We start from the raw sequence: 25,845 nt of genomic DNA on the forward strand, positions 1-25,845 counted from the left end.
ATTTCTCCTCCTATTCCCCTTATATCTTCTTTATTTGACAAACTTTCCCCTTCTTTTACAAGGGTTGAACTTCATAGGAAGCGAATATATTGAAAGGGAAGGAGGCTGAAAACAATGATATATCCAAATGCGTTACAACAAGGTGATACAGTAATGATTATTGCACCGTCCGGCCCACCAACAATTGAAAATGTATTAAAAGGGGTAACCCTATTACAAGAAATGGATTTATCTGTAGTAATCGGGAAGAGTGTTTATGAGAAATATGGATATTTAGCTGGAAGTGATCAAGTTCGGCTCGATGATATACATGGAGCATTTACAAATAATGAAGTAAAGGCCATTTTCTGTGCACGAGGTGGTTATGGAAGTGCCCGTCTCCTCCCTCACATTCAATATGAAATCATTCAGCAGAATCCAAAAATCTTTTGGGGATATAGCGATATTACAGCTTTACATACTGCCTTTTCACGTTATGCAAAGCTTGTTACTTTTCATGGTCCAATGGTTGAAGAATTAGGTAAAGGTGTAGATTCTCTTTCTTTATCTTCTTTCAATCAACTATTCCATCCGTATTCAAACATCTTATCTGCTTCAGAATGTATCGTACCTACCTCTCCATGTACAGTTACAGGCACATTGGCGGGAGGGAATTTAACTGTATTAACGAGTATAATTGGCTCACCCTATGAGATAAATACGGCTAATAAACTTTTGTTGCTTGAAGACATTGGGGAAGAACCGTATCGCATTGACCGCATGTTAAATCAGCTACTTTTATCTGGCAAGTTTAATGAATGTAGCGGTGTTATTTTTACAAGTTGTCACGACTGCACTCCTTCTAAACCATCTCAATCATTGCAAACAATACTATATGAATATTTCGCACCATATCATATACCTGTCCTATTCGGTTTACCGATTGGACATATAAACCCAAACATCGGGATTCCTCTTGGAGCTACAGCGACAATAAATACAAATAATAAAACACTCTCTATTTCTTCTGGCGTAGCCAATCCGTATTCAAATTAAAAAGGAAAAGCGATTCCGCTTTTCCTTTTATTTATAATAATTAAAAATTCGTCCAGATGCGATATCTGCAACTTCTTCTGGAATAAATGTTTTACTTATATCAGTGCCAACATTTAATACTGCTGTAGCATCTTTCTCAATGCTACCAAATAATTCTTTTCCACGTATCGTAATAAGGGGCGTTCCTTCTGGCAACACGTCTTTTACAAATTCCATTTGTGTAAAGAACGGAACGATCCATCTACCCTCTCCTTGGAAATGACGCAAGCGAAGTATTCCTTCTGTTGCCCCGTCCTCTGCTTCTAGTGAACCAGCAACATAAAACTCAGTAGATAAGAGCAATTCATAAAATTCCTTTTGCTTCTGTTTATCGTCCCCTGCTACAACAAGTACTTCTTCTATTCTCTTTACCGGAATTTGCTCCATATGATGCCACCCCTATTTCAAAATGATTGTACTTAGATTATACGAAATATTCTTATTTTTTTCTACATAATTCGCAATTATTTTCTTAAAATAATTTTAATACTTCTTTTTTCGTTACAATCGTAGCAAATTCATCATGTAAGTTTACAAGTGTCATATTGTGAATGTCCTCTGCACTATACTCTGCCCCGTCCAGACCTTTACGATTGAATGTAGCCGTCGCATCGCTCACTAAATACGTTGTAAATCCTAAATTACCTGCCATTCGTGTTGTAGTCTCCACACAATGATTTGTCGTTAATCCTACAATCACTACCGTATTACATTTTTGCTCTCTTAATTGTTCTTCTAAATTTGTCCCAATGAACGCGCTATTAACGGATTTCCGAATAATTATTTCATCTGGCAGTGGTTTCACTTCTTCTTTAAAGTTTACTGTTTCTGCTTGTTGATAAAACATCGACTGAACATCTTCTTTATTTACATGTTGAATATGAAAAACTGGTCGCTTCCTTCTTCTCCATTCTTCTAATAAATTTTTCATATTTTCTTCAGCAAAAAGATTATTTCTCTCACCCCAGTATGGTAATTGAAACGCCTTTTGTACATCAATTATGATAAGTGCTATTTGATTAGTCATCATTTTCTCCTTAATTTGGTTGTAGTTGAAATACAAAACCAAGTTGCTGCGACGCAGTAATAAAACAAATATAAGCGCAAAGTTCTACAATTTCTTTTTCCGTCCAATATTGTTTTAATACATGAAACATATTATCATCTATCGCCTTTCGATCATGAACAAATGTATGCGCAAAAGTAACGGCTACACTAATCTCCTCTGCCTTTTGCACATCATCAGGTCTTCCCTTTGCCATGCAGTACGGACATTCATTCCCATACGCTAATGTTCTTCTCACTTGCTCCTTCAACTCTGCTGAAAGTGTTCCTTTATTGTACAGTGTATCCTCTAACGTACTCCACGAATGTAATATATCCAGATTATGGCCTAATAAATTTTGAAACTTTGTATCTCCTACATTTGATAATGAAATTCTCTCCATCATTTTCCCTCCTATTTCCTTCTGTTTTATTGTAAAATAAATGAAGTTCACTTTACATTTCATATGAATCTTAATTCATATTTTTTCTTTACAAAAATCATTATTTTACTGGAGGTATATTTACAAATGCAACTAGACCGTGTCGATCGAAAGATTTTAAATGAATTATATAATGATAGTCGCCTTTCCATGCGTGAATTGGCGAAACGAGTAAACTTATCTGCTCCGTCTACTGCAGAACGTGTTCGCAAACTTGAAAGTGAAGGCGTGATTCAAAAGTACACAATCGATATCGATTATAAAAAAGCAGGACTTGTTTTAGATTGTATTTTAGAAATCACTTTAAAAAACGGTGATACAACACGTATGCAACAGTTTATTCAGTCTTATCCATCTGCAAGTTTTTGTTACCGAGTAACAGGAAGCTTATGCTACATTGTAAAAATTTCTGTTCCTTCACTCGTTGAACTTGAAGATTTTATCAATGATGTTTCTTCATATGCAACGACAGTTTCTCATATCGTATTATCAGAAGTATCTCTTACTCCTGATATTGAACATATCTTCCCAGAAGCTTAATTTATTTTTATTCATAAAATACAAAAAAACCCCTTACAATAAGAATAAAAATAATATATTATGTATTAAAATACATAAAGTTCGAGAAAGGGGCTTTACATTGAAAATCTGGTTTTATGAAAAAACGGCACAATTAGACGACTTGCTTGGCATTTGGGATAATGTTCCCACTATCCCTCGAATTGGTGAAAAAGTGGAGATTTTAAAAACAGTCCGTATCGTTACAGATATTAAATATGTAAAGAACGGTAATAATTTTCGTGTAGAAATTATTACAAATTAAAAAGTAGCTCTTTAGGAGCTACTTTTTAATTATCTATCCTGTGCTTTCTTTATAACAATTTTATCTTCTTCTACAGATACTGTTACATAATCATTTTCTTCTAATCGAAGCTTATTTACAGCCTCATCTGGTAGCTCTACAGCCATCAGTCTATCTGTTACAATTACTTGACTATACACTTCATTTTCTTGTGATGCACTCACTACTTTTTCCTCATTTATAAAGCGTACTGGTGGCACACCTACTTCTTTTACTGTACGCCATTGCTTCCAAACGTAAGGAATTAACCAAAGTAACCCAACAACTGTAAGACCGATACCGATCCATAAATTACTTTGTGTTTGTAATTCAGTAATTGAGATTGCGCTACTCTCTTCTCCACCGACAAATTGCATACTTGTTGCAATTAAATTATTTAGAGCGTGCACAGCGATATTCGTCCATATATTTTTCGTCTTTATGTATAAAAGACACATTACAACACCAAACATGAACGCACCAATAACATCAAAATGTCCTAGACCAAAAATAAGTGAAGATACGATTACAGCTTTTTTAATGCCCCATTTATAAGCCATGCGCTGTAAAAAGAAGCCTCTAAAAATAACCTCTTCCATAATAGGTGCTAATACACATGCTGAAATGAAAGTAAATATCGTCATATATACGTTACTCGTGTTAATAATATTTCCGTCTTCTAACATAGTAACTAAGAAATTCGGTAACGTATGTGCTAATATGTAAAATTGAATATGAGATATACCAACTGAAAAAATCATTCCCATTATCGTTGCTAATACAATTAATCCCCACGGTAAACGTCCTGGCTTATCAAAAAAACTGTTAAATACAACATTATTTTTATTTGTTTTTACGTATAACCAAAATAACGGAAATACAAAAAATAATGTTATTTGTGAAATAACTTCCATCGTATTCTCAGAAACATTTGATAGACCTAATGGAATCATCGTAAGGAACACCCCTATAATCATCCATCCAAAAAAGCTACGTAGTCTTATACGTGAAAATGCATAGTGCATATAGAACACCCCCAAAGATAGTAAAATAAATGGTGTGATAACTAAATTATAATATGAATATAGTTGAAATTCTTCCTGTTTGTCTCAAACACTTTTGAACAACATATATAGTAATCATTCTTTTCTTTCAATTGAAATCTACGAGAAAGTTATGTAATAAAAATCCCCGTTTTTACAAGCGGGGATTTCTTCTATTATAATACGTCACGTTTTTGGAATAATGCACTTGATGCTACAAGTAATACAACAAAGTATGCAGCTACAAGTAATAATGAAGTTGTAAATGTAAACTCTGTAAATGTTGGTTCCGTTCCACCACTTACTAGTTTATTACTATCGTACACACTTAAATTTAAATGGAAAAACACTACAAATTTAGCTACACCTTTTGCAAACATCATCAGTACCATATTAATTGGTCCTTGTAAGAAGAAGAGGAACATCGTAATAATTAATGGTAATACAGACTTTCTAAACACGTTTGCTAAGAAAAATGCAAGTGTCGCAAAGAAGAACGGTGAAAGTACTTGATATAAAGTAGATTTCATTACGATTCCTACCGTTAATTCTGTTTTACTACCATCCATTACAATTCCGCCAACAATCATTGCAATTAACGTGCTAGCAAATATGATAAATACTATAGTAAGTAACACTGTAATATATTTAGAGAATAAAACTGTAATTCGTTTTCTTGGACGGATTAATAACTGCTTAATTGTACCTTTTTGGAACTCATCAGTAATCATACGAGAAGCAATCGTAATCCCAAAAATTGTTGCAAACAAAGTAATTAAACCAATCTCTGAACTTGCAAAATCTAAATATGATCCTTTAAATTCACTTCCGTCTCCCCATTTCAGCATCGCTAAAACTCCCAAAATCTCCAATACTGCAATGACACCAATTAAAATATACATACCTTTTTTCGCATGTAACTTTAAAAATTCATTTTGAATTAATTTAAACATTACGCTTTCACTCCCCCTGTAATCGCTAAGAACTCATCCTCTAACGTTTTATTTTGAACAGTAACTCCGTATACAAGAACATCGTCATTCACAAGTTTTTTTACAAGTTGTGGGATTTCTTCTTTCATTACAGATACTGCAATTACATTTCCTTGCGTCTTACCTTTAATGATTTCATTTGCTTTCTGTACTTGATCTACTTCAAACGCTACAACTACTGTCTCATCATGTTTCGCTTGTTCGTGTAAGTTGTACTCTTGCACAAACTCACCTTGCTTAATAATAACGACGCGATCACACATGAGTTCAATTTCACTTAATAAGTGACTTGATACGATTACAGCAATATTCTCTTCTTTCGCTAAACGTTGTAAATAATCACGAATTTGGCGAATACCAGCTGGATCTAATCCATTTGTCGGCTCATCTAAAATTAAGATTTTCGGCTGATGAAGTAATGCCTGTGCAATTCCTAAACGTTGTTTCATACCAAGTGAATATGTTTTCACCTTTTTATGAATCGCGTGCTCTAATTCAACAAGCTTTACAATCTCAGCAATGCGCTCTTTACTAATTGGTGTAATTGCCATGTTCGCAAAATGCTTTAAGTTTTGCATTCCAGTCATATAATCATATAGTTCAGGATTTTCTACGATCGCCCCAATTTGCTCTAGCGCCTTTTCACGCTCCGTGCGAATACTATGACCGCAAATTGTAATATCGCCCTCTGTCATTGATATAAGACCTGTCATCATACGAATTGTCGTCGTTTTACCACTACCGTTCGGTCCAAGAAACCCGTACACTTCCCCTTCACGAACTTCAAATGATAAACCACGGATAATTTCCGTTCCACCAATCTTTTTTCGAACATTCTCTAACTTTACTACTACATTTCCCAATGCTGATTCCTCCTTTAGACTTCTAGTTTTTTATCAATTATGCGACCTGTTATATAAACAAGTAAAACAAATATACCGATTGAAAAAGCAATACTATATAAATTCATAAGACTTTCTGGATATAGTATAAGATTTATATCCACTGATTCATCTATATAAACTAACTTCCTAATAAAAGTAGATGTAGGTGCAAGTCGGCCTAGCATTTCATATATCATATTGATTGCTTTCGTTACTAATAAAAATAAGAAGAAAATAATTACATACTCCATTTTTTTCTTTTTCAAAGAAAATACTTTAACACCAGCTACTGTGAAAAGTAAAACCAACAATATACTTGATAAATTAAATACATATAACACACTACTAAATACTTGTTTTACTATATCTAGCTCAATTGTACTTTCCGTAAATAACATTCCATAGAGTTCTGTACCTTTTATTACTTTCATCGAAATACTATAGACAAATATAGTACCTATCACTTCAAAACACATTAAACTAATTGCCGCATATGACAATATTGCCAAAACAATTTTTTTACCAGATATCGGTGTTAATCGAAATAATGTACTTTCGGTCATTTTGCCAAATGCAGACATCGCCTGCAGCAATACAAGTACCGCAAAAATTATATAAACTAAGAATACTAAGGCAATCGTAATCATTTGCCTTACTTCTCCTGATTCTTGTTTAATATAATTTCCCATACTTACAAAAGCGACAGCTACAATAAATATGAATGACAATAACAAAATGAAAATTTGTTTTTTATTCGCATTGTACATATATATTAAACTGGCCTTCATCTACTAAACACCTCCTTAAACACATCTGTGACAGCTTTTCCTCGCTGAAAGCGTAACTCCTCTACATTTTCATGTAGTACACTCTCACCATCTTTTAAAAAGATTACTTCGTCAAAAATATTTTCCACTTCTCCAATTAAATGTGTTGCAATTAAAATGGTACAATCTTCACGATAAAACTGTAAAATAAGTTCTAATACGTGTTCTCTAGAAACAAGATCAATTCCGCCCAGCGGTTCATCTAGTACGTATAACTTTGCTTTCCTCGAAAATGTTAAAATAATTTGTAGCTTTTCAACCATACCTTTTGATAAAGCTGTAATTCTTTCTTCTAACGGTATTTTAAATTCCGCAATTGTATCTACTGCTTTTTGAATGTCGAAGTCTTTATAAAAATCTCGATAGAAGAATAAAGAATCTTTTACCGTCATCCAATCATCAAATACTGGTTTATCCGACATAAAAGAAACAATTTCTTTCGTTTCTAATCCTACCTTTTTACCAGCGATTGTAATACTGCCTTCGGAAGGATGCTGCAGACCGGCAATCATTTTCAATAACGTCGTTTTCCCACTCCCGTTATCTCCAACGAGTCCTATAATTTTCCCTTCCGTAATCTCTATGTTTAATTCACGGATCACTGCTTTTAATCCGTATCTCTTCCATAAGTTTTCTATTTTTAATAACTCTGTCATTCGCTCTCCTCCCTCTTCTCATGTAATGAAGAACGAAGGATTGTAAGAATTTCTTCTTCTGAAAAACCTAAATTGTCCATTCCATCTATAAAAGAATGAAGTAATTCTTTCGCCATCTCTTTTCGCAGCTCCATAATTTTCTCCCCTTCATTCGTTACATATCGTCCCATTCCTCTACGCGTTACAACAACCCCATCCCGTTCTAGCTCTTGAAATGTACGCTGAATCGTATTTGGATTTACTTGTAATTCACTCGCTAATTCACGTACAGAGGGAATTTTATCACCAGGCAATAAATGTCCTGTTACGATTTCTTTTTTTATGTATTCCATTACCTGAATGTAAATTGGTGTATTTGGAGAAAACTCTATTTTCATTTCTTCCCTCCTTTTGTATCGGTGTACTAGTTAAATAATACACTAATACAAATAATTTGTAAATACCCATTTAATTACAAAAAAGTTCTATCCCTTTGCTGGATAGAACTTTTTAAACAGAACTCGTTATACGAAAATAATAGTGTTATGTAAACAAATTCATAAAGAAAAGCTGTCTTATCAATGAATAGGACAGCTTTTCTTTATAATCGTATATTAAAAATTAAACACGAAGTCATCGTCAGATAACTTTTCAACGTTCGTTGCTTTTACGTAACCATTCCCTTTTACAGAGAAGAAATCATGGTTTTTCGTATCTGTACGTAAACCATTTAAAACGATTGGGTTAATTTCTTCTTCTTCAAACTTCGGCTCAAGTCCTAAGTTCATAAGTCCTTTATTCGCATTGTAACGAACGAAACGATTTACATCCTCTACAAGACCGATAGAAGTGTAAATTTCTTCTGTGTATGCCATTTCAATTTCATATAATTCCATTAATAACTCTTGTGTTTCTTTTTGCACTTCTTGTTGATCTTCTGCAGAAAGTTCTACGAAGAGTTGTTGTGCTAAAATACCGACGAATACGCCGTGAATTGACTCATCACGAATTATTAGGTTAATAATCTCACCACTTGCCGTCAATTTACCTTGACCTGCTAAGTAAAGTGGGTAGAAGAATCCACTATAGAATAAGTAACTTTCTAAGAATACACTTGCTACCATTGCCATGTATAACTCTTTTTTCGTTACTTCAGGCTTTAATAAACGACGATAGTAACTAGTAACAATACCAGCTTTTTTCTCAAGTAATGGATGATTGTCTACCCATTCAAAAATATCATCAATTTCTTCTTCAGTAGCTAACGTTGTGAAAATATGACTGTAACTCTTCGCATGTACTTCTTCCATAGCTCCCATGAAAGCTAATACACTTTTTGCTTGTAAATTTTCAAGATGAACAAGTACAAGAGGCATCCCTTCGCCACCTTGTTTCGTATCTAAAAGTGTTAAACCACCTAATACACGCTTATAAGCAACCTGCTCTTCTTTTGATAATTGTGCCCAAGTATTTTTGTCAGAAGATACCGCGATTTCTTCTTCTGTCCAAAACTGAGCGATGTTTTGCTTCCAAAACATTAAACTAAAATCATCTTCTTTTTTGTTCCAGTTTACCGCACGCATTCAATCGCCCCTTCTCTAAATAAACATGAAAAATTGATAACTAAGCATGAGCAGGGTTCAGAAAACCCTGCTCATGCTGTCTCAATTTTTATATTAAACGGTACAAGCTACGCACTCTTCCACGCTTAACTTACGTGTTCTCGTATAATAAAGACTCTTTAAACCTTTTTTATGTGCATAGATGTAGTAACGTGCTAATTCACGTGTTGAAATATCACTATTAACGTAAAGAATTGTACTAATTCCTTGGTCAATATGTTCTTGGATTTCTGCGATTAAATCAATTAATTTAAACTGATTCATATCGTAAGAAGATTTATAGTACCAGAACGTATCTTTTGATAAATACGGCATTGGATAATATGTTGTCGCATTCGCATATGTTCTTGATTCGATTTGACTTACGATCGGCATTACGCTTGAAGTTGCATTTTGAACGTAACTGATAGATTGTGTTGGAGCGATAGCAAGACGGTATGAATTATATAATCCATTCTTCTTCACTTGCTCTTTTAAACTTGTCCAATCTTCTTTTGTTGGAATATGAATTCCTTCAAATAGTTGCTGAACTTTTTCAGTTACTGGGCTGTAATCTGTCGTTTCGTATTTTTCAAAGTATGTGCCATTCGCATAATCAGACTTATCGAAGTCTTTAAATGTTTCGCCTTTTTCTTTAGCGATTTCCATACTTTTCTCAATAGAGTAGTAATTTAACATCATAAAGAATGTACGAGCAAACTCTTTCGCTTCTGCACTTTCATATGCGATTTTGTTTTTTGATAAATATCCGTGTAAGTTCATTGCGCCAAGTCCAACTGAATGAAGCTCATCATTTGCTTTTTTCACAGTTGGTGCATTCGGAATAATCGTCATATCAGAAACAGCTGTTAAAGCTTCCATTCCCGCATGAACGGCTTCACGAATTTCTTTATTTTTCATTACATTTACGATATTTAACGATCCTAAGTTACAGTTAATATCACGACGGATAATATCCTCTGTACCGTAATCATTTATTTCAGAAGTTTCTTGAAGCTGGAAGATTTCTGTCTCGAATGTTCAACCGAGTCCGCTACTCCTCAGTCCGTTGCTCATGCAACTGCTGTATGTCACCATACAGGACAGACTATATCATCACCTACAGCATTACCTGATTAGGTGCTCCGCTTTTCGAACGCCAATCGCTTGCGCTCTACTCCCATAAGGGATAGTCGTTAGGCTTTTACTTATCTTAATCTTTCAGAAAGTCTCTTATTACTTTATGTTGTCCCATAACTCTGCTATACAAAATAATAAGATACATTCTGAACTTTTATATTTTCATTCTAAGATAAGATTTAGCACGGTAGGTTACCTCAAATTTGAGGCTTTCCCCGTTTAACGGAGTTTTCGACTAGCATTTCTACTAGAAGGTGCTACATATTTAACACAAGTTCGACATCTTCACAGTTCCAATATCCTTCAGTGGATGTTGGTTATTTGCATTTGATTTAAACATTAAGTATGGGTAACCAGACTCAAGCTGAATCATAGCAATTTTAATAAGCATATCACGTGCACTAATATCTAGCGGCTTCTTCTTCACTTTCGGATTGCTCATTAATTCATCGTACATTTCATCAATGTCTATATCATCTAAATGCTTTCCGTATTCTTTATACACCGTATAAGGCGCGAAAACATGGAAAGGTTCGTTTTTCTCAGCAAGCTCAAAGAACTTACTTGGAACGATAATTCCGATTGATAGAGACTGAATACGGCTCTTCTCATCGGCATTTATTTTTTTTGTATCAAGGAATTCAATAATATCCCAATGGAAAATGTTTAAGTATACTGCGCCGGCACCTTTTCGTTGCCCAAGTTGATTCGCATATGAAAACGAATCTTCAAGTAATTTCATAACAGGTACTACACCACTTGCAGCGTTATCGATACCTTTAATTTGCTCACCGCGTGCACGTAGCTTAGACAAGTTTAAAGCTACTCCACCGCCGATTTTTGATAATTGCATTGCAGTATTAATGTTAAAGCCGATTGAATTTAAGCTATCGTCCATCTCTAACAAGAAACAAGACACCATTTCTCCTCTTCTGCTTCGGCCCGCATTTAAAAAGGTTGGTGTCGCTGGTTGGTAGTTTTGTTTTACAATCATGCTTGCGAAGTGTTTTGCCTTCGCAACATCACCGCGTCCTAAGTATAATGAAACAATTGCTACACGATCTTCATAGCTTTCTAAGTATTGTTTTTGATCATTTGTTTTTAACGCATAATCTTTGTAGAACTTAGATGCTGCCATATAAGATTGGAACTCGAAGTTTTCACCATAAGCGATGTTATATACCTCTTCTACTTCCTCCAAGCTATACTCGTCCAGAACGTTGTAATAGTAATCATGTTCTTTCATATACTCCATTCGCTCTGCCACGCTATTAAAATGAACGGTATTCTCTCTAGCTTCTTCCATAAAGACTTCTAATGCCTCTTTATCTTTATGAAGCTGATAAAAACCGTCCTGCATTTGCGTGATTTCATTATTCAGTTCAATGTGTCGCAATCTCCCGCACCCTTTCCTTAAAATATTCTACATCGTTATTTGTTCCTGATAACTCAAATTTTGATACAATAGGCACTTCATATTTAGCAGAAATTTTGTCAGCACTTGCACCGAACATGTCTCCCCAGTTACGATTGCCGCTTGCAGATACGCCTTTTAATTTTTCATTATTGCGCTCTAAAAATTCTAAAACACGTTCTGGTACATTGCCAAAACCTGTTGTATACGTAATTAAAACAAAGTCTTCATCTATTACTAGATCTTCACCAATTTGAACGGCCGGCATATTTAATTTGTGAATGAAACGCTTCACGTTTCCTGTCATAGAATCATATGCAACTATCATTTCCGACCCTCCCTCTCCAATCTATACTCTCTGTATGTTGTTTCTTGATTTCTCTATATATTGTATTACGTTTCAAAATAAGACACAAGATATATGTATAAATTCTTTCTTTTTTTAAATTTTACTTTTCGACAAGACAGTCGATTTTTTTCAATACAATGACTATGAAACAACATTCTAAAACTCATGTCAATAAAGTGCTTTTCAAAAAAGTTGTCAACGAATTTAACCTTATTTTAAAAAAAGTTACCAATATATTTTGTCATAAAACGGCAAATGCTGGAGGAATATATTTCTCCAGCATCACGAAAAAAAGAACAGACATGAAACGATAATCTGTTCTAAAAAACGATTACATTTATCAATTTTACTTTATTAAATATTATACATATACTTTCGGTTCGCGTTACATACTAAAAGATAACTATTATAGAAAAAGATTATTATTATGGAAATTCAATTTATTTATGAAAAGATTATTCAGAGTGCTCAATACGCAAAATATCTTTTACAAATATATGATGTGGATTTTCATCTTTATCAATGATTGTACATACAGGAGCTTCTTCATCAAAGTACACAATCATTCCTTCTACGTACTGAAATGTATGTTGAACTTGTACAGTTACTTTAATTTCTACAGCCTCTTCATATGCTCTTTTTATTTTCTGAAGCATTTTTGCCGAACACTTTCGTTTCTCTGGGTACATGACCATCCCCATAAACCTATTGCCGGCTCTATCTTTCCACATATAATCCCAATGCGGTAATATGCCTTGTTTAAAATCGCCCATAATTCTCCTCCCCTATATTCTTCTAGTTACGAACGTGGCGTTTCTGAATATGTATAAATTACTTGTCCGCCGCGCTGCGCGTTTCCAATAATATGTTTAAAATCTTCACGCCCTACTACAACTTTCCTAAACGTATAAAATACATCTTTCGTTGCAACATACTCCTTTATTTCACCATTTTTCAGCTGATCCAAAATTGTATTTGCTAATTGTTCATCCATGTATTTCACCTCTATGCAATATTTTATTTTATCGTATATTCTATAGGTCAACAACTGTAAAATTATCCAGATGCTATACCTTCATTTTATTTTCATTATTCACAAACGATATCACTTTACTATATGTCCACTAAATATCATATACTAACATAGCTACTTCTCTATATCAAACATTTCGACATTCAATTATGCAAAGTTCCATACCACTATGCTACAATATATAAATAGAACTAGGAGGGATACTATGATTCGGAAAGCAAAAAAGACAGATGCGAAGGCAATTGCGCCTTTATTGTATAACGCTCTGCACGAAATTGCTGAAAAAATCACAGGTAGCACTGTTGAAACAGAAGTATTACTAGGACTTGAAACATGGTTCTCAAAAGAGAGAAATCGACTGAGCTACGAAAACTGTTTTGTATATGAGCAAGACGGGGATGCAGTTGGAGTTATTGTCGCTTATCATGGTAGTGAAGCAACAATGCTTGATGCACCAATTGTACATCACTTAAGAGAATTACATAAAGATGAATCGATTACGTTAGAAAAAGAAGCTGAGCTTGATGAATATTACATTGATACATTATCAGTTTCAAGTGCATATGGCGGAAAAGGAATTGGTTCTCAATTAATTGAAGCTGCTGAAATCCATGCAACTGAAAAGATGTATGAAAAAATCGCATTACTTGTTAATTTAGAAAACAAACGTGCCTATTCACTATACGAAAAACTAGGTTATAAAAAAGATCAAATCATTATGCTCGTAGGCGAACCTTATGCACATCTCGTAAAAACATTAAACATCAAAGTTTCTGTATCTTAAAAAGAAAGCACACGATTTATATAAATCGTGTGCTTTTATGTTAAATTCGTATTCAATACATTTCCATTCATCGCCTCGTGAAATGTATATGTTGTACATCCCCATGGCTCTCTGTGCAAAATAGGCGTACCAGACCATCCCATCGCTCTCAGCTCCGCACCAACCATTGCGTTAATGTAATTATGACCTACAAGAGCAATACTTCCATGTACGAGAGCATAACGGTGTAATACGTAAGCCGCTTGCCTTGCCCTCTCTCTTACTTCCTTATAAGACTCAACATCTTTATGGTAACCAAGTATCCATAATGTTCGCCCGATAAACATCCATACGTTAGGTTTACATTTCAACCATGTTGGAGCATAAAAACTCGTCGGAATTTCAGCTTCCCTAAAAAGAGAATTTTGCATAAAAGATAAAGAATTCATTAATTCAGCTGCTGACTGTATAGCACACCTTTGATCACTCGTTACAATCAACTTTGCTGCTTCAACCGCTTCCATTGTTTCCATTGGTATAGGTGCTTTTTCTGTTATAGTATGTAAGTCATATCCTTTCATCCATTCATGAAAGGATGTAACCGTCATTGGTTCTATAGTACGATCTAAGCGACCATGACGAATAAAAGAAATCTTCATTCTTTCCACTCTCCATTCATCACTTACGAACTCTATTATGTACTATTTTTAAATATCATACCACGCAAAAAAAGAAAGTTATACACCTTTACATATCCTCGCCACTCTCATGTGTGACCCCAGCATGTATACCATCCATCCCATCAAAATATGTAGTCGTTTCATGATGACGAATCTTTTTTAAATTTATATAAGAAAATACAAATAAAGTTAATGCTATAACACTCCCCACAAATTCAAACATCATTTTACCGCCTCTAATTTATCCCACTTTAGTAGGTTATTGTATATTTTTCATTATACCCCTATATAAAGATGCACGCATTTAAACCGTTCTTTTTTTCTAATAACTTGGAGTTCTTGCATATTTTCTTACAAAATGTGAATATTTTTCGAATTTTTACTTTGGAAACATTTACAAACTAGACAATATGGTTCAAAATAAGAGGAAATAAAAAAAAACCAAAATTATTCTTTTTTTGGAAAACTGTAACAAGGAGAGTTGCTTATGCAGATCGCAGAAACTGGAGATATCATTGAATTTAAAGGTGGAATGCAAGGCCGTGTTCAAAAAGTAAATCAAAACTCCGTTATTGTAGATATAACAATTATGGAAAATTTTAGAGAACTAGATATGGAACCTCTTACAGTTGTAAGTCATAAAAACTATACTGTCATTAATCAAAATGCATAATATAATAGAAAGAAAGGATCTGTATGTTATACAGATCCTTTCTTTCTATTATATATTAACGATTATCAATTGTTTCTGGATATAGATCATGGTTCATCATGCGGTAGTCTGCCATTTTTTCATACTTCGTGCCTGGGCGACCGTAGTTGCAGTAAGGATCAATTGAAATCCCTCCACGTGGTGTGAATTTCCCCCATACCTCAATGTAACGCGGATCCATTAATTTAATTAAATCATTCATAATAACGTTCATGCAATCTTCGTGGAAATCACCATGATTGCGGAAACTAAATAAATATAGCTTTAAAGATTTACTCTCTACCATTCTTTGTTCTGGAATGTAGCTAATATAAATTGTTGCAAAATCTGGTTGACCTGTTTTCGGACATAAGCTTGTAAATTCAGGGCAATTAAATTTCACAAAATAATCACGGTTTGGATGATTGTTATCAAATACCTCTAAAATTTCTGGGCTATATTCAAATAAATATTTTGTATTTTGATTTCCTAATAATGTTACATCTTTTAAATCTTCATCTAATCTTCCTGCCATTTTAAACATCCCTTCTCATTATACTCCGCGTTTATTTCCCCATACTAACGCATGAAGCTGCGGCAATACTTTTGCATTATTCATTTCTTTACAGTTAACCGCTTTTTCAATAAGCCACTCATATTTATCTAATAATTTTTTAATCAACATCGCATCATCCACAGTTTTTGTATCATCATTCCCTACTTGTAAGAAGAATGGAACATCTGGATAACGTTCGTGCATCTTAACTGCATACTCAAAGTCATAATCGTCAAATACTACTACCTTTAAACTAATATCTTTTCCTGCTAGTTTCTGAATAACAGCATCTAACTTCTGAAAATCAGTATTCATCGTCGAACTTGGTGGTTTTGGAGAAATCGTTATCTCATCAATTTGAAGTAACCAATCTTGCCATTTACTCCCTTGCGTTTCGATTGCCGTCCGCATTCCATTCTCTTTTAATATAGAAAGAAGAAACTCAATATTTTTCAACAATGCTGGATTTCCACCTGAAATCGTAACATGAGAAAAATTTTCGCCACCAATTTCCACAAGCTCGTTCCAAACGTCCTCTGCTGTCATCTGTCTAATTTGTTCCTTAGCCGATCCATCCCACGTAAAAGCAGAATCACACCATGCGCAGCTATAATCACAGCCAGCTGTACGGATAAACATCGTCTTTTGTCCCACAACCATTCCTTCACCTTGAATAGTCGGACCAAATATTTCTAAGACAGGGATCTTACTCATCGAGCATCCACTCCCGTCTTACTTCCGCATAACTAGTCGGCGTCTCGAAAAGACGAACAAATTCAACACGAGCTCCTTTATATTCGTTCGCACGATTATCTTTTAGTAATGCTTCTGCCATCTTTTCATAAATCCAAACGACCATGTTTTCAGCAGTCGTATTCATTGCTGGTAACATTTCGTTTAAATAACGATGGTCTAAATAAATTTCTATTTCATTCTTCCAAATTTCTTTTATATCTCCAAAGTCAATCGCAAGACCTATTTCATTTACATATCCACTAATCCCAAATACAACTTTATATGTGTGACCATGTAAATTTTTACATTTCCCCTCATAACAGTGTAAATGGTGTGCTGCATCAAATGTAAATTCCTTGCTGACCATTACTCTTTTATTATGATATTTAAGCTGTTTACGCTGAATATCCTTGTCCATTTTTTGCAAATTTTCTACGATGCGAAATCCAAAGAAATTATCCATTAGTTATTTGCTCCTTCGCGTTCTTGTAGGTACGTATCTAATCCTGCTTTACGAAGCTGACATGCTGGACATTCACCGCAACCATCACCAATGATTCCGTTATAACATGTTAATGTTTTTTCTCGAACAAACTCGAATGCTCCAAGTTCATCTGATAATTTCCATGTTTCCGCTTTATCAATCCACATAAGTGGTGTATGAATTACGAACGGATAATCCATGGATAAATTTAAAGTAACGTTTAACGATTTCACAAACACGTCACGGCAATCTGGATAACCACTAAAATCAGTTTCACATACACCCGTTACAATATGACGTGCCCCAACTTGTTTTGCTAATACAGCAGCAAATGATAAGAATAGTAAATTTCGTCCATCTACAAACGTCGATGGCAATTCACCTTCTTCATGTGTAATCTCCATATCCGTTCTCGTTAACGCATTTGGAGCAAGTTGATTTAATAGACTCATATCTAGTACCGTATGTTTAATTCCTAGTTCTTTCGCAATTTCCGCTGCACAATCAATTTCTAGTTTATGACGTTGATTGTAATTAAACGTTACAGCTTCTACTTCTGCAAACTGCTCTATTGCCCAAAATAAACATGTCGTACTATCTTGTCCTCCACTAAAAACAACAACTGCCTTTTCTTTTTTCATTTCACTCATTCTCCTTCTCTACTACGAATAAGAAGAAAGAACGTTCTTGAACTGTCACAATAAAAAAACAAAACAATACCTAAAGATATTGTTGTTTCCATAGTTTTTTATAGAGGGAGTTCGCGAACCTCTCCCGCGCATCGCACGGAATTCCTTCTTTCATTGACAAAGCTTATTGTAACATATTGTATACTACCAGAAAAAATTTCTGATTTTTCCGCTATTTCTCATTTTATTTCTTTCATTTTATAGTATGATTAATTTAATGTGAGAAGAGAGGAGGCATCCCACTGAAACCCTTTATTATTTATCTCTTTTTAAATATATTATTCATTCTTGTTACAATGCTCGTATACCATTTATTTTGGAATCAAAAAGGGAAACGTTCTCCTAAATTAAACTCAGCTATATTTATTGCATTATGTTGCCTCGCAACCATACTATGTATTACTTTCGGAGCAAAAACAAATTATGGATTTCAATTTGATATGCGCCATATCGTATTAATTGTCGGTACATTAACAGGAGGTCCTATTGCTGGTGGATCTATATTAGTTGTATTAAATATATACCGCTTCTTATTAGGAGGAATCGGTGTTTTCCCATCGCTTATCGGTTCTATCCTTCTATTTATTGTCCTACTATTTACATATAAAGTTTTCAATCGAACTTCTAATCGTATAAAAGTAGCACTTGCCATTATCTACAGTCTCACATACGGATTTAGTTGGATACCTTTCTTCCTTTCAAAGGTTACAAATAAGACTGATTATATACCACATATTATTGTGTATGAGTTATGTACGATACTTGGTACGATACTTATTTTATATTTACTACACATATTACAAACTCAAGTTCGTCTTCAAAACGAACTTATGAATGCTGAAAAGTTTCATTTAATTGGAGAAATGGCAGCGTCCATTTCTCATGAGATTCGTAATCCATTAACTTCAACAAAAGGCTTTTTACAACTTTTGCAGTCAGATACATGCACTGAGCAAGAGCGAAAATTATATATCGACATAGCCATTAACGGAATCGAACAAGCAAATCACGTTCTTACAGATTATTTAACCTTTGCAAAACCAAGTATTGAAAAAGAACAAACATTACAGTTAGAAGAAGAACTACTACACGCATTAGCGTTAATTACACCTCTTGCTAATTTAGCAAATGTGCGTACTCATTATATAAAGCAAAGCACTTCTTTTTTTATCGCGGGAGAAAAACAAAAACTAAATCAATGCTTGTTAAATGTTTTAAAAAACTGCATTGAGGCCATGCCAAAAGGCGGTGATCTTTATTTCTCATTAGTTCCTGATCATAAGCATATTCAGTTATATATAAAAGATACAGGAGTTGGTATGGATCAAGAACAAGTAAAACGCCTTGGATCCCCTTTCTACTCAACAAAAGAAAAAGGTACTGGTCTTGGAATGATGGTCGTATTCAGTGTTGTGCAAGCTATGAACGGAAAAGTTGATATTATAAGCGAAAAAGGTACAGGTACAACCTTCTTATTAACTTTTCCACTCATACAAAAAACGTGATGAAATACTCATCACGTTTTTTCTGTTCCTTCAACTAATTCAGCAAAGGCTTTCACTTTACCATGTGGTTTTTGATTTTCTTTACGTGCTTTCCACGCGCGCTCTTCTTCTTTCTTTTTCTTGGACATACATTTCAACTCCTTCTGTTCTTTCTCCATGTAGTATTCCAAAATAAGAAAGAAAACTATGCACGCATCAAAAAAGAAGTGGTCTCCCACTTCCTTCTAATTATCGTTGCAAAATTGCGTGTTTCGCCTCTTTTAACTGCGTAAGATGTCTTTGTTCATGCAAATCAAGAAATTGAACCCACTGATACAAATTCAAATCATTAAAAATAGGATGCTTTAATCCATTTTCAAATAAATCTTTTTCATCTATCACACTATGAAGCGCGTGTAATAGCTCTTGTCGTGAATGTTCTAGTAATTGAATTCCTTGCTGTTTTTTCATTAACGTTTCTGTTGGTTGCATTTGCTGAGGAGCTTCTCGTTTATATGTGCGATCAAGCGTAAGTTGGAGGTCTTTAAATGGAGTCGTGTTTCTTTCATTTTTTTGTAAAGCATATACAAGGGCAGACGTAACTGATTGTTCAACTAAATGCAAGTGATGCAAAATTTGAATAATACTCCATTTATCACGGCGTGGCTTTACATTCACTTCTGTATCATTTAACATTTCAATTTCTGATAATAGCGTGCTTCGAGTAGACTGTAATGAGTTCACCAAATTTTCTAAACTCACATCCATATTTGATTGAAGCATACTTCTTTCCCCCCTTTTTGTTGGTGAAAAGAGGTGCTCCTTATTAGAAACACCTCTTTAGTATTCTGAATTTTCTTTTATTATCTCATCATTTTCTCATTATGTCGATGTTAAACATGTGAAAAAAAGCGCATGTTTTTTACAATTTTGTGTCGTCAATCGCATGTAGCCACGCTTCAATTTCTGTAATGACACTTTTCACACAGCCTTCAGCAAATGGTGATGTTAAATTTGCAACTTCTACTAATTCCAAGAATGATTTACTTCCACCTTGTTGGCACAAATTTACATAATCTTCCCACGCCTCTTGTCTATTATCTCTTGCACGTTTCCAAAATTGCAGTGCGCAAATTTGTGCTAATGTGTAGTCGATATAGTAGAACGGCGAGCTATAAATATGTCCTTGACGTTGCCAGAATCCACCGCGCTCTAAATAATCATTATCTTCATAATCACGATGCGGCAAATACTTTTTCTCTATATTACGCCATGCTGTCTTACGCTCTTCTGGTGATGCTTCTGGATTTTCATATACATAATGTTGATATTCGTCAACAGATACACCATACGGTAAAAACAGAAGTGCTGAACTTAAGTGAGAGAAATAATATTTATCTGCATCCTCTTCAAAGAATGACTTCATCCATGGCCATGTAAAGAATTCCATACTCATAGAATGAATTTCACATGCTTCATACGTTGGCCAATTGTATTCTGGAATTTCAAACTTACGGCTTTCATATACTTGGAAAGCATGACCAGCTTCATGTGTTAATACATCAATGTCGCCAGATGTTCCATTGAAGTTTGAGAAAATAAATGGCGCTTTATAATTCTCAATATATGTACAATATCCGCCACCAGCTTTTCCTTTTTTCGCAACTAAATCTAATAAATCATTATCTAGCATGAAATTGAAAAATTCATCCGTTTCAGCCGATAACTCTTTATACATCGTTTTCCCATGATTAACAATCCAATCCGCATCTCCTTTTGGAGTTGGATTACCAGTAGCAAACTCAAAGTTTTCGTCGTAATACGCTAACTTCTCTACACCGATACGTGCTTGTTGTCGTTTTCTTAATTCCGTTGTAACTGGAACGATATAATCAAGTACTTGCTGACGATAATTCGCCACCATTTCCGCATTATAATCTGTACGGTACATTCTTGCATATCCAAGTTCAACAAAGTTTTTGAAACCTAAAGATTTGGCGATTTTCGTTCTCACTTTAACAAGCTCATCATAAATACGATCTAACTCTTCCTCATTCTCAGCTAAAAATCCGTAATATGCTTCACTTGCTACTTTACGTTCACTTCTTTCTTTCCCTTGCATAAATGGAATAAGCTGCGATAACGTTCTTTCTTCTCCTGCAAAGTCAATTTTTGCAGATGCTAATAACTGCGTATATTGTGAAGATAATTTATTCTCTAATTGTAAATCTTTCACAACTTCATCAGAGTATGTTTTCAAATCACACTCCGCTAAAGCAAATAATTGCTTTCCATAATACGCTTCTAATTCTTCACGGAATGGAGAATGAATTAACGCATTATAATACTTTGTACCATAACCTTGTACAACTGGAGAGAATTCATCAAAGAAATCTTGCTCGTCCTTATAAAAAGCATCTGTCGTATCAACAGAATGACGAATGTAACAAAGATTCCCCATTGTACCGAAGTCGTTGCGAATTTCGTTAATTGAATTGATGACTTGTTTTTGTTCTTCTACAGTTTTAGCGTTATCAAACTTCTCTAAAGCAACAGTAAACTTCTCTTTTAATTCTTCAATATTTGGCCGTTTATATTCATAGTCTTTAAATGACATGAACGAGCCTCCTCTCCATTATATGCATCCTTACTATAATTCAATGCTTACTTACAAATCTCCTCTTATTCTTCAGCAAAATACGGCATATTTTGTCATAATTACATGTAAACAAAAAAGCCTTGGATTTCTTTATCCAAAGCTCCTTTGGAACATACTATTATTTTTCATACTTTCCAATCTTTTTTAATAGATCAAGTAATTCATCCTTTTCCTCTTTCGTTAACATTTCAAAAGACTGATGTATAACTTGCTCATGCCCTGGAAAAATAGAAGCAATAAAGTTCTCTCCAGACTCAGTTAATTGTGCATAAATAACACGTCTGTCATTCGGGCACGGAATTCTCTTTACTAGTCCCTTTTTCTCTAGCTTATCTACAACATATGTAATGCTGCCACTAGCAATCAAAATACGCTCACCAATTTGCTGAAGTGGTTGACCGCCTTTATGATATAGCAGTTCTAATACAGCAAATTCAGTTGGATTTAACCCGTTACTTTGTATAGATTTATTTGTAGTATCCATAACAGAACGATGTACACGAGATAATGCAATAAATACTTTTAGAGATTGAGAAATATCTTCTCGTTCATTATTTGATGTCATACAACTTTCAACCCTTCACTTAAATTCTCAGTAATAAAAAGAAAAAACAGCTTAGTACTTCATGTAAATTCCGAATGAGTATTCACTCATTCATTTCCTCTCCCCAAATATATTACGAATGATTCTTGAATAAAAACATGACAATTTTAACATAGTTTATATATAATGATAATAAAAAAGAAGGAGTACCAAATTTGAAAGTCAAATTCCACAGCATAGTTTTATATATATTACTTGTTATCCTACCAACGATAGGGATTGGTGCTACATTTTATTCATATCATTCGTATAAAATGAAGCAGGAAAACAAACTATCTGCTCACACGGTTCTCTTTTTATATAGAGACTATTTAGATCATCACCTTGGTGAAGCAATTTCCGCATTAGAAATGCTCTCAAAGGTCATAGGAACCGAGACTGGAAATATAAATGGAGTTAAACAAATTGTACATGATACAGATGGAAACGATGCACGTTTTTCTGGTTTATACTACGCTACACCAGAAGGAATCATTACAATCGCATCCGAAGGCGACCGACCACCTGTTGATGTCTCAGATCGCAAATATATTCAAGACGTATTGCAAACGAAGAAAACAACTGTATCATCAGTCATTACAGATCGTGTTCTTGGACATCAAGCTATTATGATTGCTTCTCCCATTTTCAATAAACAGAAGGAAATCTCAGGCTTATTGTTAGCAAGTTTACGCTTTGACTACATTTCATCATCTTTAAATGCCATTAAGCCACAATACCATTTTGAAGTAACTGATAAACATGATGTAGTTTTTCTCACCGATGATAATAACGAAACAAGTGCTGCGCATTCTAATATGCTTACTACCCCACTCAAAAGATTAAATTGGAAGGTCTCTGTTTCTCCTTTGCCTATCCATCAAAAAACTTTATATCAGTGGGTTGCAATAGAGTGTATAGCTACTTTATTTTTAATGTCTATTTTATTTTTACTTGCTCAATATATGTTGTTAAAACGTCAAACAAAACTGGAAAGACAACAAAATGAACTACAAAAAATTGAATTGGTTGGAACTTTTGCAGCTAGTACAGCCCACGAAATCCGTAATCCTCTTACCGGAATTAAAGGGCTCGTCGCTCTATTAAAAGAGAAATATAAAGATGAACAAGATCAGTTTTATTTTTCCATCATCGAACAAGAAATAGAACGGATTAATGAAATTGTAAGCGAATTTCTTATTCTTGGAAAGCCAACTGCTATCATTGAACAAACATATGATGTGAGAACTATTCTAAATGAGGTATCATTAATTATTCAATCTGAGGCGAATCTACATAACATTGTATTCCATTTACATTTGCCAGACCATCCTATTCATATCCGTTGCTCAAAAGACCATATGAAACAAGTGGTTTTAAACATTACAAAAAATGCAATTGAAGCCATGAATTCTGGTGACACACTGACCATTTCCGTAACAAACAATGAAACACACGCACAATTGAGAATTACAGATACTGGAAAAGGGATTCCAAAACATATTCAAAAACACCTCTTTCATCCGTTCTTTACTAATAAAGATACTGGAACCGGTCTTGGACTTGTCATATGTAAACGAATTGTAGAGATGTACAATGGGCATATTTTTATTGATAGTATAGAAAACGAAGGAACGACAGTTCATATCGAAATTCCGTTACACCTAGTATAATTATCCTTATCCCAAAAGGGTAATTATACTTATTTCATAAAACCAGCCACAAGCATTCGCCAAAAATTACTTGATTTCCCTTCATACCCAATTTGAAAAATAGGTACCTTAATAATTGATAGCCATTTTGGTGTTTGTTTTTCTTTATAACGCTGGTACTGTAAAATAAGCTTGTCCAATTCTTGACTCACTTGAATTGTCTCCATACTATTTAACCCACTTGTTAAACCTAATTGAATCATTTCTTCACGTTTCATATGAATATCACGTGAAAGCTTTTCTAATGTGTACTTCCTTTTTACGGTAAACATTCATATCCCCCTTATTATACTTCCATGCTTTCAACTTTACTTCTCCATCGGCCTTTTAACTACTTAATCATATTTGAATTTGAAGAATCAGAAAATTTAACATTTTCTCCCTGTAATTTACAAATCTTTACCCTCACTTTGAGAATTATTACAAATTATTCTATCTTTGTAAATACATTCGCAATAATAGACATTTTTTTCATCTTCTTTTTTTACAAATACCAATTAAATAGCGGATTCTCTATTTTCTATATACTTTTCTTCGACATTTTTTGTTTAATTTATATAAAAACGCAAAACATAATGATGATTGATAAAGTGAAATTTAATCATTGGGGGATTTTGTTCATTCCTCACTGCTCGCAAATAGCGGGAAAAAATAGAAAGGAAATATTTATATGCGCAAATATACGATTGCATTGCTTATATTTACTATGTTCTTACCATCCTTCTTGTTTCCTGTTCAAGCAAAGGCCCATACAAACAAAGTCGCTATTGTCATTGATGACTTCGGCAATAATATGAAGGGGACTGATAAAATGTTATCACTTCCTATTCCACTGACTGTTGCCGTTATGCCTTTTCTCCCTTCCACAAAGGAAGATGCGATAGCGGCTCATAAGAAAGGGCACGAAGTTATTATACATATGCCAATGGAACCGATTAAAGGTAAAAAAGAATGGCTTGGACCAAAAGCAATTACAACTGATTTAAGCGACGAAGAAATAAATAACCGACTCGAACAAGCGATTCAAGAAGTACCGCATGCAATTGGGATGAACAATCATATGGGCTCAAAAGTGACCGCGGACGAAAGAATTGTACGACTTATACTTGCAGCTTGTAAAAAACACGGTTTATTTTATTTGGATAGCAAAACAAATCCTAAGAGTGTTGTCCCAAAAATCGGGAAAGAATTAGGAGTGCCTATTATTGAAAATCAATTATTTTTTGATGATGTGTATACAGCGGCACATATTTCAAAACAAGCCCAATTACTCATTAAAAAGCTTCAAGAAAAACCGATTATGGTAGCTATCGGACACGTTGGACCTCCAGGTGAAATTACATCACGTGTTATAGAAACTTCTATTCCTAACATTCGCGCACATGCAGATTTTATTTTTTTATCTGATTTAGCATTATCTCCACCTCCTGTTTCAAAATAAGATTCATTACTCGCACTAAAAAAGGTACCAATCTGCATATAGCAAATT

33 protein-coding genes, 1 pseudogene and 1 riboswitch are annotated in these 25,845 nt (G+C 34.3%); of the genes and pseudogenes, 8 read left to right on the forward strand and 26 right to left on the reverse strand.

Translation table 11 applies throughout. The annotated features are described in order from the left end of the window. The first annotated feature begins 114 nt into the window (after positions 1-114). Positions 115-1,035, forward strand: a complete 921-nt coding sequence (locus DN393_RS04270; RefSeq protein ID WP_064476709.1) for a S66 peptidase family protein — start codon at positions 115-117, stop codon at positions 1,033-1,035. Between the two features lie 27 nt (positions 1,036-1,062). Here DN393_RS04270 and DN393_RS04275 read toward each other — a convergent pair whose 3' ends face one another. From DN393_RS04275 to DN393_RS04285, 3 genes are all read right to left on the reverse strand, one after another. Beyond that, positions 1,063-1,461, reverse strand: a complete 399-nt coding sequence (locus DN393_RS04275) for an SseB family protein (protein ID WP_000435201.1) — start codon at positions 1,459-1,461, stop codon at positions 1,063-1,065. 85 nt (positions 1,462-1,546) lie between these two features. Continuing rightward, entirely contained in the window at positions 1,547-2,101 is a 555-nt protein-coding gene (locus DN393_RS04280) for a cysteine hydrolase family protein (RefSeq protein ID WP_064476710.1), read from the reverse strand. Positions 2,102-2,111: 10 nt separating this feature from the next. After that, entirely contained in the window at positions 2,112-2,525 is a 414-nt protein-coding gene (locus tag DN393_RS04285; RefSeq protein WP_098653912.1) for a carboxymuconolactone decarboxylase family protein, read from the reverse strand. A 123-nt stretch (positions 2,526-2,648) separates the two neighbouring features. Between DN393_RS04285 and DN393_RS04290 the strand changes: the two genes are divergently transcribed. Next, positions 2,649-3,101 carry an Lrp/AsnC family transcriptional regulator gene (locus tag DN393_RS04290; protein WP_001175491.1) on the forward strand — a complete coding sequence of 151 codons (453 nt, stop codon included), beginning with the start codon at positions 2,649-2,651 and terminating at the stop codon, positions 3,099-3,101. Between the two features lie 100 nt (positions 3,102-3,201). Then, entirely contained in the window at positions 3,202-3,384 is a 183-nt protein-coding gene (locus tag DN393_RS04295; RefSeq protein ID WP_000707104.1) for a DUF3913 family protein, read from the forward strand. Between the two features lie 29 nt (positions 3,385-3,413). On the opposite strand, the gene DN393_RS04300 is transcribed toward DN393_RS04295, so the two are convergent. The 12 genes and pseudogenes from DN393_RS04300 to DN393_RS04360 form a co-directional block, all read right to left on the reverse strand. After that, the gene (locus DN393_RS04300) at positions 3,414-4,427 is read right to left on the reverse strand and encodes a CPBP family intramembrane glutamic endopeptidase (protein ID WP_000558815.1); all 1,014 of its coding nucleotides are present in this window, start codon (positions 4,425-4,427) and stop codon (positions 3,414-3,416) included. 194 nt (positions 4,428-4,621) lie between these two features. Continuing rightward, the gene (locus DN393_RS04305) at positions 4,622-5,398 is read right to left on the reverse strand and encodes an ABC transporter permease (RefSeq protein WP_064476712.1); all 777 of its coding nucleotides are present in this window, start codon (positions 5,396-5,398) and stop codon (positions 4,622-4,624) included. Further along, the gene (locus tag DN393_RS04310) at positions 5,398-6,300 is read right to left on the reverse strand and encodes an ABC transporter ATP-binding protein (protein WP_000528799.1); all 903 of its coding nucleotides are present in this window, start codon (positions 6,298-6,300) and stop codon (positions 5,398-5,400) included. Before DN393_RS04310 ends, DN393_RS04305 begins: the two co-directional genes overlap by 1 nt. 14 nt (positions 6,301-6,314) lie before the next feature. After that, complete coding sequence (locus DN393_RS04315) at positions 6,315-7,109, reverse strand: ABC transporter permease (protein ID WP_149173332.1); 795 nt, start codon at positions 7,107-7,109, stop codon at positions 6,315-6,317. Beyond that, complete coding sequence (locus DN393_RS04320) at positions 7,106-7,804, reverse strand: ABC transporter ATP-binding protein (RefSeq protein WP_064476714.1); 699 nt, start codon at positions 7,802-7,804, stop codon at positions 7,106-7,108. The genes DN393_RS04315 and DN393_RS04320 overlap by 4 nt, the downstream gene beginning before the upstream one ends. Next, positions 7,801-8,181 (reverse strand): GntR family transcriptional regulator, encoded by a 381-nt coding sequence (locus tag DN393_RS04325; protein ID WP_000687513.1) that lies wholly within the window; start codon positions 8,179-8,181, stop codon positions 7,801-7,803. The genes DN393_RS04320 and DN393_RS04325 overlap by 4 nt, the downstream gene beginning before the upstream one ends. 216 nt (positions 8,182-8,397) lie before the next feature. Next, the gene (gene nrdF / locus DN393_RS04330) at positions 8,398-9,366 is read right to left on the reverse strand and encodes a class 1b ribonucleoside-diphosphate reductase subunit beta (protein WP_048561423.1); all 969 of its coding nucleotides are present in this window, start codon (positions 9,364-9,366) and stop codon (positions 8,398-8,400) included. Between the two features lie 93 nt (positions 9,367-9,459). Further along, the gene (locus tag DN393_RS04335) at positions 9,460-10,410 is read right to left on the reverse strand and encodes a ribonucleotide reductase large subunit (RefSeq protein ID WP_308665587.1); all 951 of its coding nucleotides are present in this window, start codon (positions 10,408-10,410) and stop codon (positions 9,460-9,462) included. A 382-nt stretch (positions 10,411-10,792) separates the two neighbouring features. Then, positions 10,793-11,920: pseudogene (locus tag DN393_RS04340) on the reverse strand (ribonucleotide reductase N-terminal alpha domain-containing protein); the annotation flags it as partial. Further along, positions 11,907-12,266: a class Ib ribonucleoside-diphosphate reductase assembly flavoprotein NrdI gene (nrdI, locus tag DN393_RS04345; RefSeq protein ID WP_000634376.1), complete on the reverse strand. Its 360-nt coding sequence runs from the start codon at positions 12,264-12,266 to the stop codon at positions 11,907-11,909. The pseudogene DN393_RS04340 and the gene nrdI, both read right to left, overlap by 14 nt. Before the next feature lie 476 nt (positions 12,267-12,742). Then, positions 12,743-13,060: a hypothetical protein gene (locus tag DN393_RS04355; RefSeq protein WP_064476715.1), complete on the reverse strand. Its 318-nt coding sequence runs from the start codon at positions 13,058-13,060 to the stop codon at positions 12,743-12,745. A 26-nt stretch (positions 13,061-13,086) separates the two neighbouring features. After that, on the reverse strand, positions 13,087-13,281 hold the full coding sequence (locus tag DN393_RS04360; protein ID WP_000344283.1) for a hypothetical protein: 195 nt from the start codon (positions 13,279-13,281) through the stop codon (positions 13,087-13,089). Between the two features lie 244 nt (positions 13,282-13,525). Here DN393_RS04360 and DN393_RS04365 point away from each other — a divergent pair, with 244 nt between their 5' ends. Continuing rightward, the gene (locus tag DN393_RS04365) at positions 13,526-14,104 is read left to right on the forward strand and encodes a GNAT family N-acetyltransferase (RefSeq protein WP_064476716.1); all 579 of its coding nucleotides are present in this window, start codon (positions 13,526-13,528) and stop codon (positions 14,102-14,104) included. A gap of 35 nt (positions 14,105-14,139) precedes the next feature. On the opposite strand, the gene DN393_RS04370 is transcribed toward DN393_RS04365, so the two are convergent. Both DN393_RS04370 and DN393_RS31405 read right to left on the reverse strand, forming a co-directional pair. After that, on the reverse strand, positions 14,140-14,742 hold the full coding sequence (locus tag DN393_RS04370; RefSeq protein WP_064476717.1) for a hypothetical protein: 603 nt from the start codon (positions 14,740-14,742) through the stop codon (positions 14,140-14,142). 88 nt (positions 14,743-14,830) lie between these two features. Further along, the gene (locus tag DN393_RS31405) at positions 14,831-14,986 is read right to left on the reverse strand and encodes a hypothetical protein (RefSeq protein ID WP_064476896.1); all 156 of its coding nucleotides are present in this window, start codon (positions 14,984-14,986) and stop codon (positions 14,831-14,833) included. Positions 14,987-15,250: 264 nt separating this feature from the next. Here DN393_RS31405 and DN393_RS04375 point away from each other — a divergent pair, with 264 nt between their 5' ends. Next, positions 15,251-15,436, forward strand: coding sequence for a YkvS family protein (locus DN393_RS04375; protein ID WP_001165081.1), 186 nt, complete (start codon positions 15,251-15,253; stop codon positions 15,434-15,436). 55 nt (positions 15,437-15,491) lie between these two features. On the opposite strand, the gene queF is transcribed toward DN393_RS04375, so the two are convergent. The 4 genes from queF to queC are packed head-to-tail and all read right to left on the reverse strand — an operon-like array spanning position 15,492 to position 17,870. Further along, positions 15,492-15,989, reverse strand: a complete 498-nt coding sequence (gene queF, locus DN393_RS04380) for a preQ(1) synthase (RefSeq protein WP_064476718.1) — start codon at positions 15,987-15,989, stop codon at positions 15,492-15,494. Between the two features lie 18 nt (positions 15,990-16,007). Next, positions 16,008-16,724, reverse strand: a complete 717-nt coding sequence (queE, locus tag DN393_RS04385) for a 7-carboxy-7-deazaguanine synthase QueE (protein ID WP_000036302.1) — start codon at positions 16,722-16,724, stop codon at positions 16,008-16,010. Then, on the reverse strand, positions 16,717-17,208 hold the full coding sequence (queD, locus tag DN393_RS04390) for a 6-carboxytetrahydropterin synthase QueD (RefSeq protein WP_149173333.1): 492 nt from the start codon (positions 17,206-17,208) through the stop codon (positions 16,717-16,719). Before queD ends, queE begins: the two co-directional genes overlap by 8 nt. Further along, positions 17,208-17,870: a 7-cyano-7-deazaguanine synthase QueC gene (gene queC, locus DN393_RS04395; protein WP_000711595.1), complete on the reverse strand. Its 663-nt coding sequence runs from the start codon at positions 17,868-17,870 to the stop codon at positions 17,208-17,210. The genes queD and queC overlap by 1 nt, the downstream gene beginning before the upstream one ends. Before the next feature lie 93 nt (positions 17,871-17,963). Beyond that, positions 17,964-18,007, reverse strand: a riboswitch (PreQ1 riboswitch). A gap of 207 nt (positions 18,008-18,214) precedes the next feature. Here queC and kinB point away from each other — a divergent pair. After that, positions 18,215-19,423 (forward strand): sporulation sensor histidine kinase KinB, encoded by a 1,209-nt coding sequence (gene kinB, locus DN393_RS04400; protein ID WP_064476719.1) that lies wholly within the window; start codon positions 18,215-18,217, stop codon positions 19,421-19,423. Positions 19,424-19,434: 11 nt separating this feature from the next. Here kinB and DN393_RS31880 read toward each other — a convergent pair whose 3' ends face one another. From DN393_RS31880 to DN393_RS04420, 4 genes are all read right to left on the reverse strand, one after another. Further along, positions 19,435-19,551, reverse strand: coding sequence for a DUF6254 family protein (locus DN393_RS31880; RefSeq protein ID WP_000038254.1), 117 nt, complete (start codon positions 19,549-19,551; stop codon positions 19,435-19,437). A 100-nt stretch (positions 19,552-19,651) separates the two neighbouring features. Further along, on the reverse strand, positions 19,652-20,185 hold the full coding sequence (locus DN393_RS04410) for a DinB family protein (protein ID WP_064476720.1): 534 nt from the start codon (positions 20,183-20,185) through the stop codon (positions 19,652-19,654). A gap of 139 nt (positions 20,186-20,324) precedes the next feature. Next, positions 20,325-22,019 carry a M3 family oligoendopeptidase gene (locus tag DN393_RS04415; RefSeq protein ID WP_064476721.1) on the reverse strand — a complete coding sequence of 565 codons (1,695 nt, stop codon included), beginning with the start codon at positions 22,017-22,019 and terminating at the stop codon, positions 20,325-20,327. Positions 22,020-22,179: 160 nt separating this feature from the next. Further along, on the reverse strand, positions 22,180-22,626 hold the full coding sequence (locus DN393_RS04420; protein ID WP_000203340.1) for a MarR family winged helix-turn-helix transcriptional regulator: 447 nt from the start codon (positions 22,624-22,626) through the stop codon (positions 22,180-22,182). A 194-nt stretch (positions 22,627-22,820) separates the two neighbouring features. Between DN393_RS04420 and DN393_RS04425 the strand changes: the two genes are divergently transcribed. Continuing rightward, on the forward strand, positions 22,821-24,317 hold the full coding sequence (locus tag DN393_RS04425) for a DUF3149 domain-containing protein (RefSeq protein WP_149173334.1): 1,497 nt from the start codon (positions 22,821-22,823) through the stop codon (positions 24,315-24,317). Between the two features lie 29 nt (positions 24,318-24,346). Here DN393_RS04425 and DN393_RS04430 read toward each other — a convergent pair whose 3' ends face one another. Continuing rightward, complete coding sequence (locus DN393_RS04430; RefSeq protein WP_000495533.1) at positions 24,347-24,628, reverse strand: aspartyl-phosphate phosphatase Spo0E family protein; 282 nt, start codon at positions 24,626-24,628, stop codon at positions 24,347-24,349. 398 nt (positions 24,629-25,026) lie between these two features. Between DN393_RS04430 and DN393_RS04435 the strand changes: the two genes are divergently transcribed. Continuing rightward, on the forward strand, positions 25,027-25,797 hold the full coding sequence (locus tag DN393_RS04435) for a divergent polysaccharide deacetylase family protein (RefSeq protein WP_046958227.1): 771 nt from the start codon (positions 25,027-25,029) through the stop codon (positions 25,795-25,797). The last annotated feature ends 48 nt before the right edge of the window (positions 25,798-25,845 follow it).

It is taken from the genome of Bacillus sp. BPN334, assembly GCF_008368885.1.
In the GTDB taxonomy this organism is placed as follows: domain Bacteria; phylum Bacillota; class Bacilli; order Bacillales; family Bacillaceae_G; genus Bacillus_A; species Bacillus_A wiedmannii.

Bases quoted from the DNA above. Each gene is read 5' to 3' on its own strand.
- DN393_RS04270 (WP_064476709.1), top strand. From the start codon at position 115: ATGATATATCCAAATGCGTTACAACAAGGTGATACAGTAATGATTATT.
- DN393_RS04275 (WP_000435201.1), bottom strand. From the start codon at position 1,461: ATGGAGCAAATTCCGGTAAAGAGAATAGAAGAAGTACTTGTTGTAGCA.
- DN393_RS04280 (WP_064476710.1), bottom strand. From the start codon at position 2,101: ATGACTAATCAAATAGCACTTATCATAATTGATGTACAAAAGGCGTTT.
- DN393_RS04285 (WP_098653912.1), bottom strand. From the start codon at position 2,525: ATGATGGAGAGAATTTCATTATCAAATGTAGGAGATACAAAGTTTCAA.
- DN393_RS04290 (WP_001175491.1), top strand. From the start codon at position 2,649: ATGCAACTAGACCGTGTCGATCGAAAGATTTTAAATGAATTATATAAT.
- DN393_RS04300 (WP_000558815.1), bottom strand. From the start codon at position 4,427: ATGCACTATGCATTTTCACGTATAAGACTACGTAGCTTTTTTGGATGG.
- DN393_RS04305 (WP_064476712.1), bottom strand. From the start codon at position 5,398: ATGTTTAAATTAATTCAAAATGAATTTTTAAAGTTACATGCGAAAAAA.
- DN393_RS04315 (WP_149173332.1), bottom strand. From the start codon at position 7,109: ATGAAGGCCAGTTTAATATATATGTACAATGCGAATAAAAAACAAATT.
- DN393_RS04320 (WP_064476714.1), bottom strand. From the start codon at position 7,804: ATGACAGAGTTATTAAAAATAGAAAACTTATGGAAGAGATACGGATTA.
- DN393_RS04325 (WP_000687513.1), bottom strand. From the start codon at position 8,181: ATGAAAATAGAGTTTTCTCCAAATACACCAATTTACATTCAGGTAATG.
- nrdF (WP_048561423.1), bottom strand. From the start codon at position 9,366: ATGCGTGCGGTAAACTGGAACAAAAAAGAAGATGATTTTAGTTTAATG.
- nrdI (WP_000634376.1), bottom strand. From the start codon at position 12,266: ATGATAGTTGCATATGATTCTATGACAGGAAACGTGAAGCGTTTCATT.
- DN393_RS04355 (WP_064476715.1), bottom strand. From the start codon at position 13,060: ATGGGCGATTTTAAACAAGGCATATTACCGCATTGGGATTATATGTGG.
- DN393_RS04360 (WP_000344283.1), bottom strand. From the start codon at position 13,281: ATGGATGAACAATTAGCAAATACAATTTTGGATCAGCTGAAAAATGGT.
- DN393_RS04365 (WP_064476716.1), top strand. From the start codon at position 13,526: ATGATTCGGAAAGCAAAAAAGACAGATGCGAAGGCAATTGCGCCTTTA.
- DN393_RS04370 (WP_064476717.1), bottom strand. From the start codon at position 14,742: ATGAAGATTTCTTTTATTCGTCATGGTCGCTTAGATCGTACTATAGAA.
- DN393_RS31405 (WP_064476896.1), bottom strand. From the start codon at position 14,986: ATGTTTGAATTTGTGGGGAGTGTTATAGCATTAACTTTATTTGTATTT.
- DN393_RS04375 (WP_001165081.1), top strand. From the start codon at position 15,251: ATGCAGATCGCAGAAACTGGAGATATCATTGAATTTAAAGGTGGAATG.
- queF (WP_064476718.1), bottom strand. From the start codon at position 15,989: ATGGCAGGAAGATTAGATGAAGATTTAAAAGATGTAACATTATTAGGA.
- queE (WP_000036302.1), bottom strand. From the start codon at position 16,724: ATGAGTAAGATCCCTGTCTTAGAAATATTTGGTCCGACTATTCAAGGT.
- queD (WP_149173333.1), bottom strand. From the start codon at position 17,208: ATGGATAATTTCTTTGGATTTCGCATCGTAGAAAATTTGCAAAAAATG.
- queC (WP_000711595.1), bottom strand. From the start codon at position 17,870: ATGAAAAAAGAAAAGGCAGTTGTTGTTTTTAGTGGAGGACAAGATAGT.
- kinB (WP_064476719.1), top strand. From the start codon at position 18,215: ATGCTCGTATACCATTTATTTTGGAATCAAAAAGGGAAACGTTCTCCT.
- DN393_RS31880 (WP_000038254.1), bottom strand. From the start codon at position 19,551: ATGTCCAAGAAAAAGAAAGAAGAAGAGCGCGCGTGGAAAGCACGTAAA.
- DN393_RS04410 (WP_064476720.1), bottom strand. From the start codon at position 20,185: ATGCTTCAATCAAATATGGATGTGAGTTTAGAAAATTTGGTGAACTCA.
- DN393_RS04415 (WP_064476721.1), bottom strand. From the start codon at position 22,019: ATGTCATTTAAAGACTATGAATATAAACGGCCAAATATTGAAGAATTA.
- DN393_RS04420 (WP_000203340.1), bottom strand. From the start codon at position 22,626: ATGACATCAAATAATGAACGAGAAGATATTTCTCAATCTCTAAAAGTA.
- DN393_RS04430 (WP_000495533.1), bottom strand. From the start codon at position 24,628: ATGTTTACCGTAAAAAGGAAGTACACATTAGAAAAGCTTTCACGTGAT.
- DN393_RS04435 (WP_046958227.1), top strand. From the start codon at position 25,027: ATGCGCAAATATACGATTGCATTGCTTATATTTACTATGTTCTTACCA.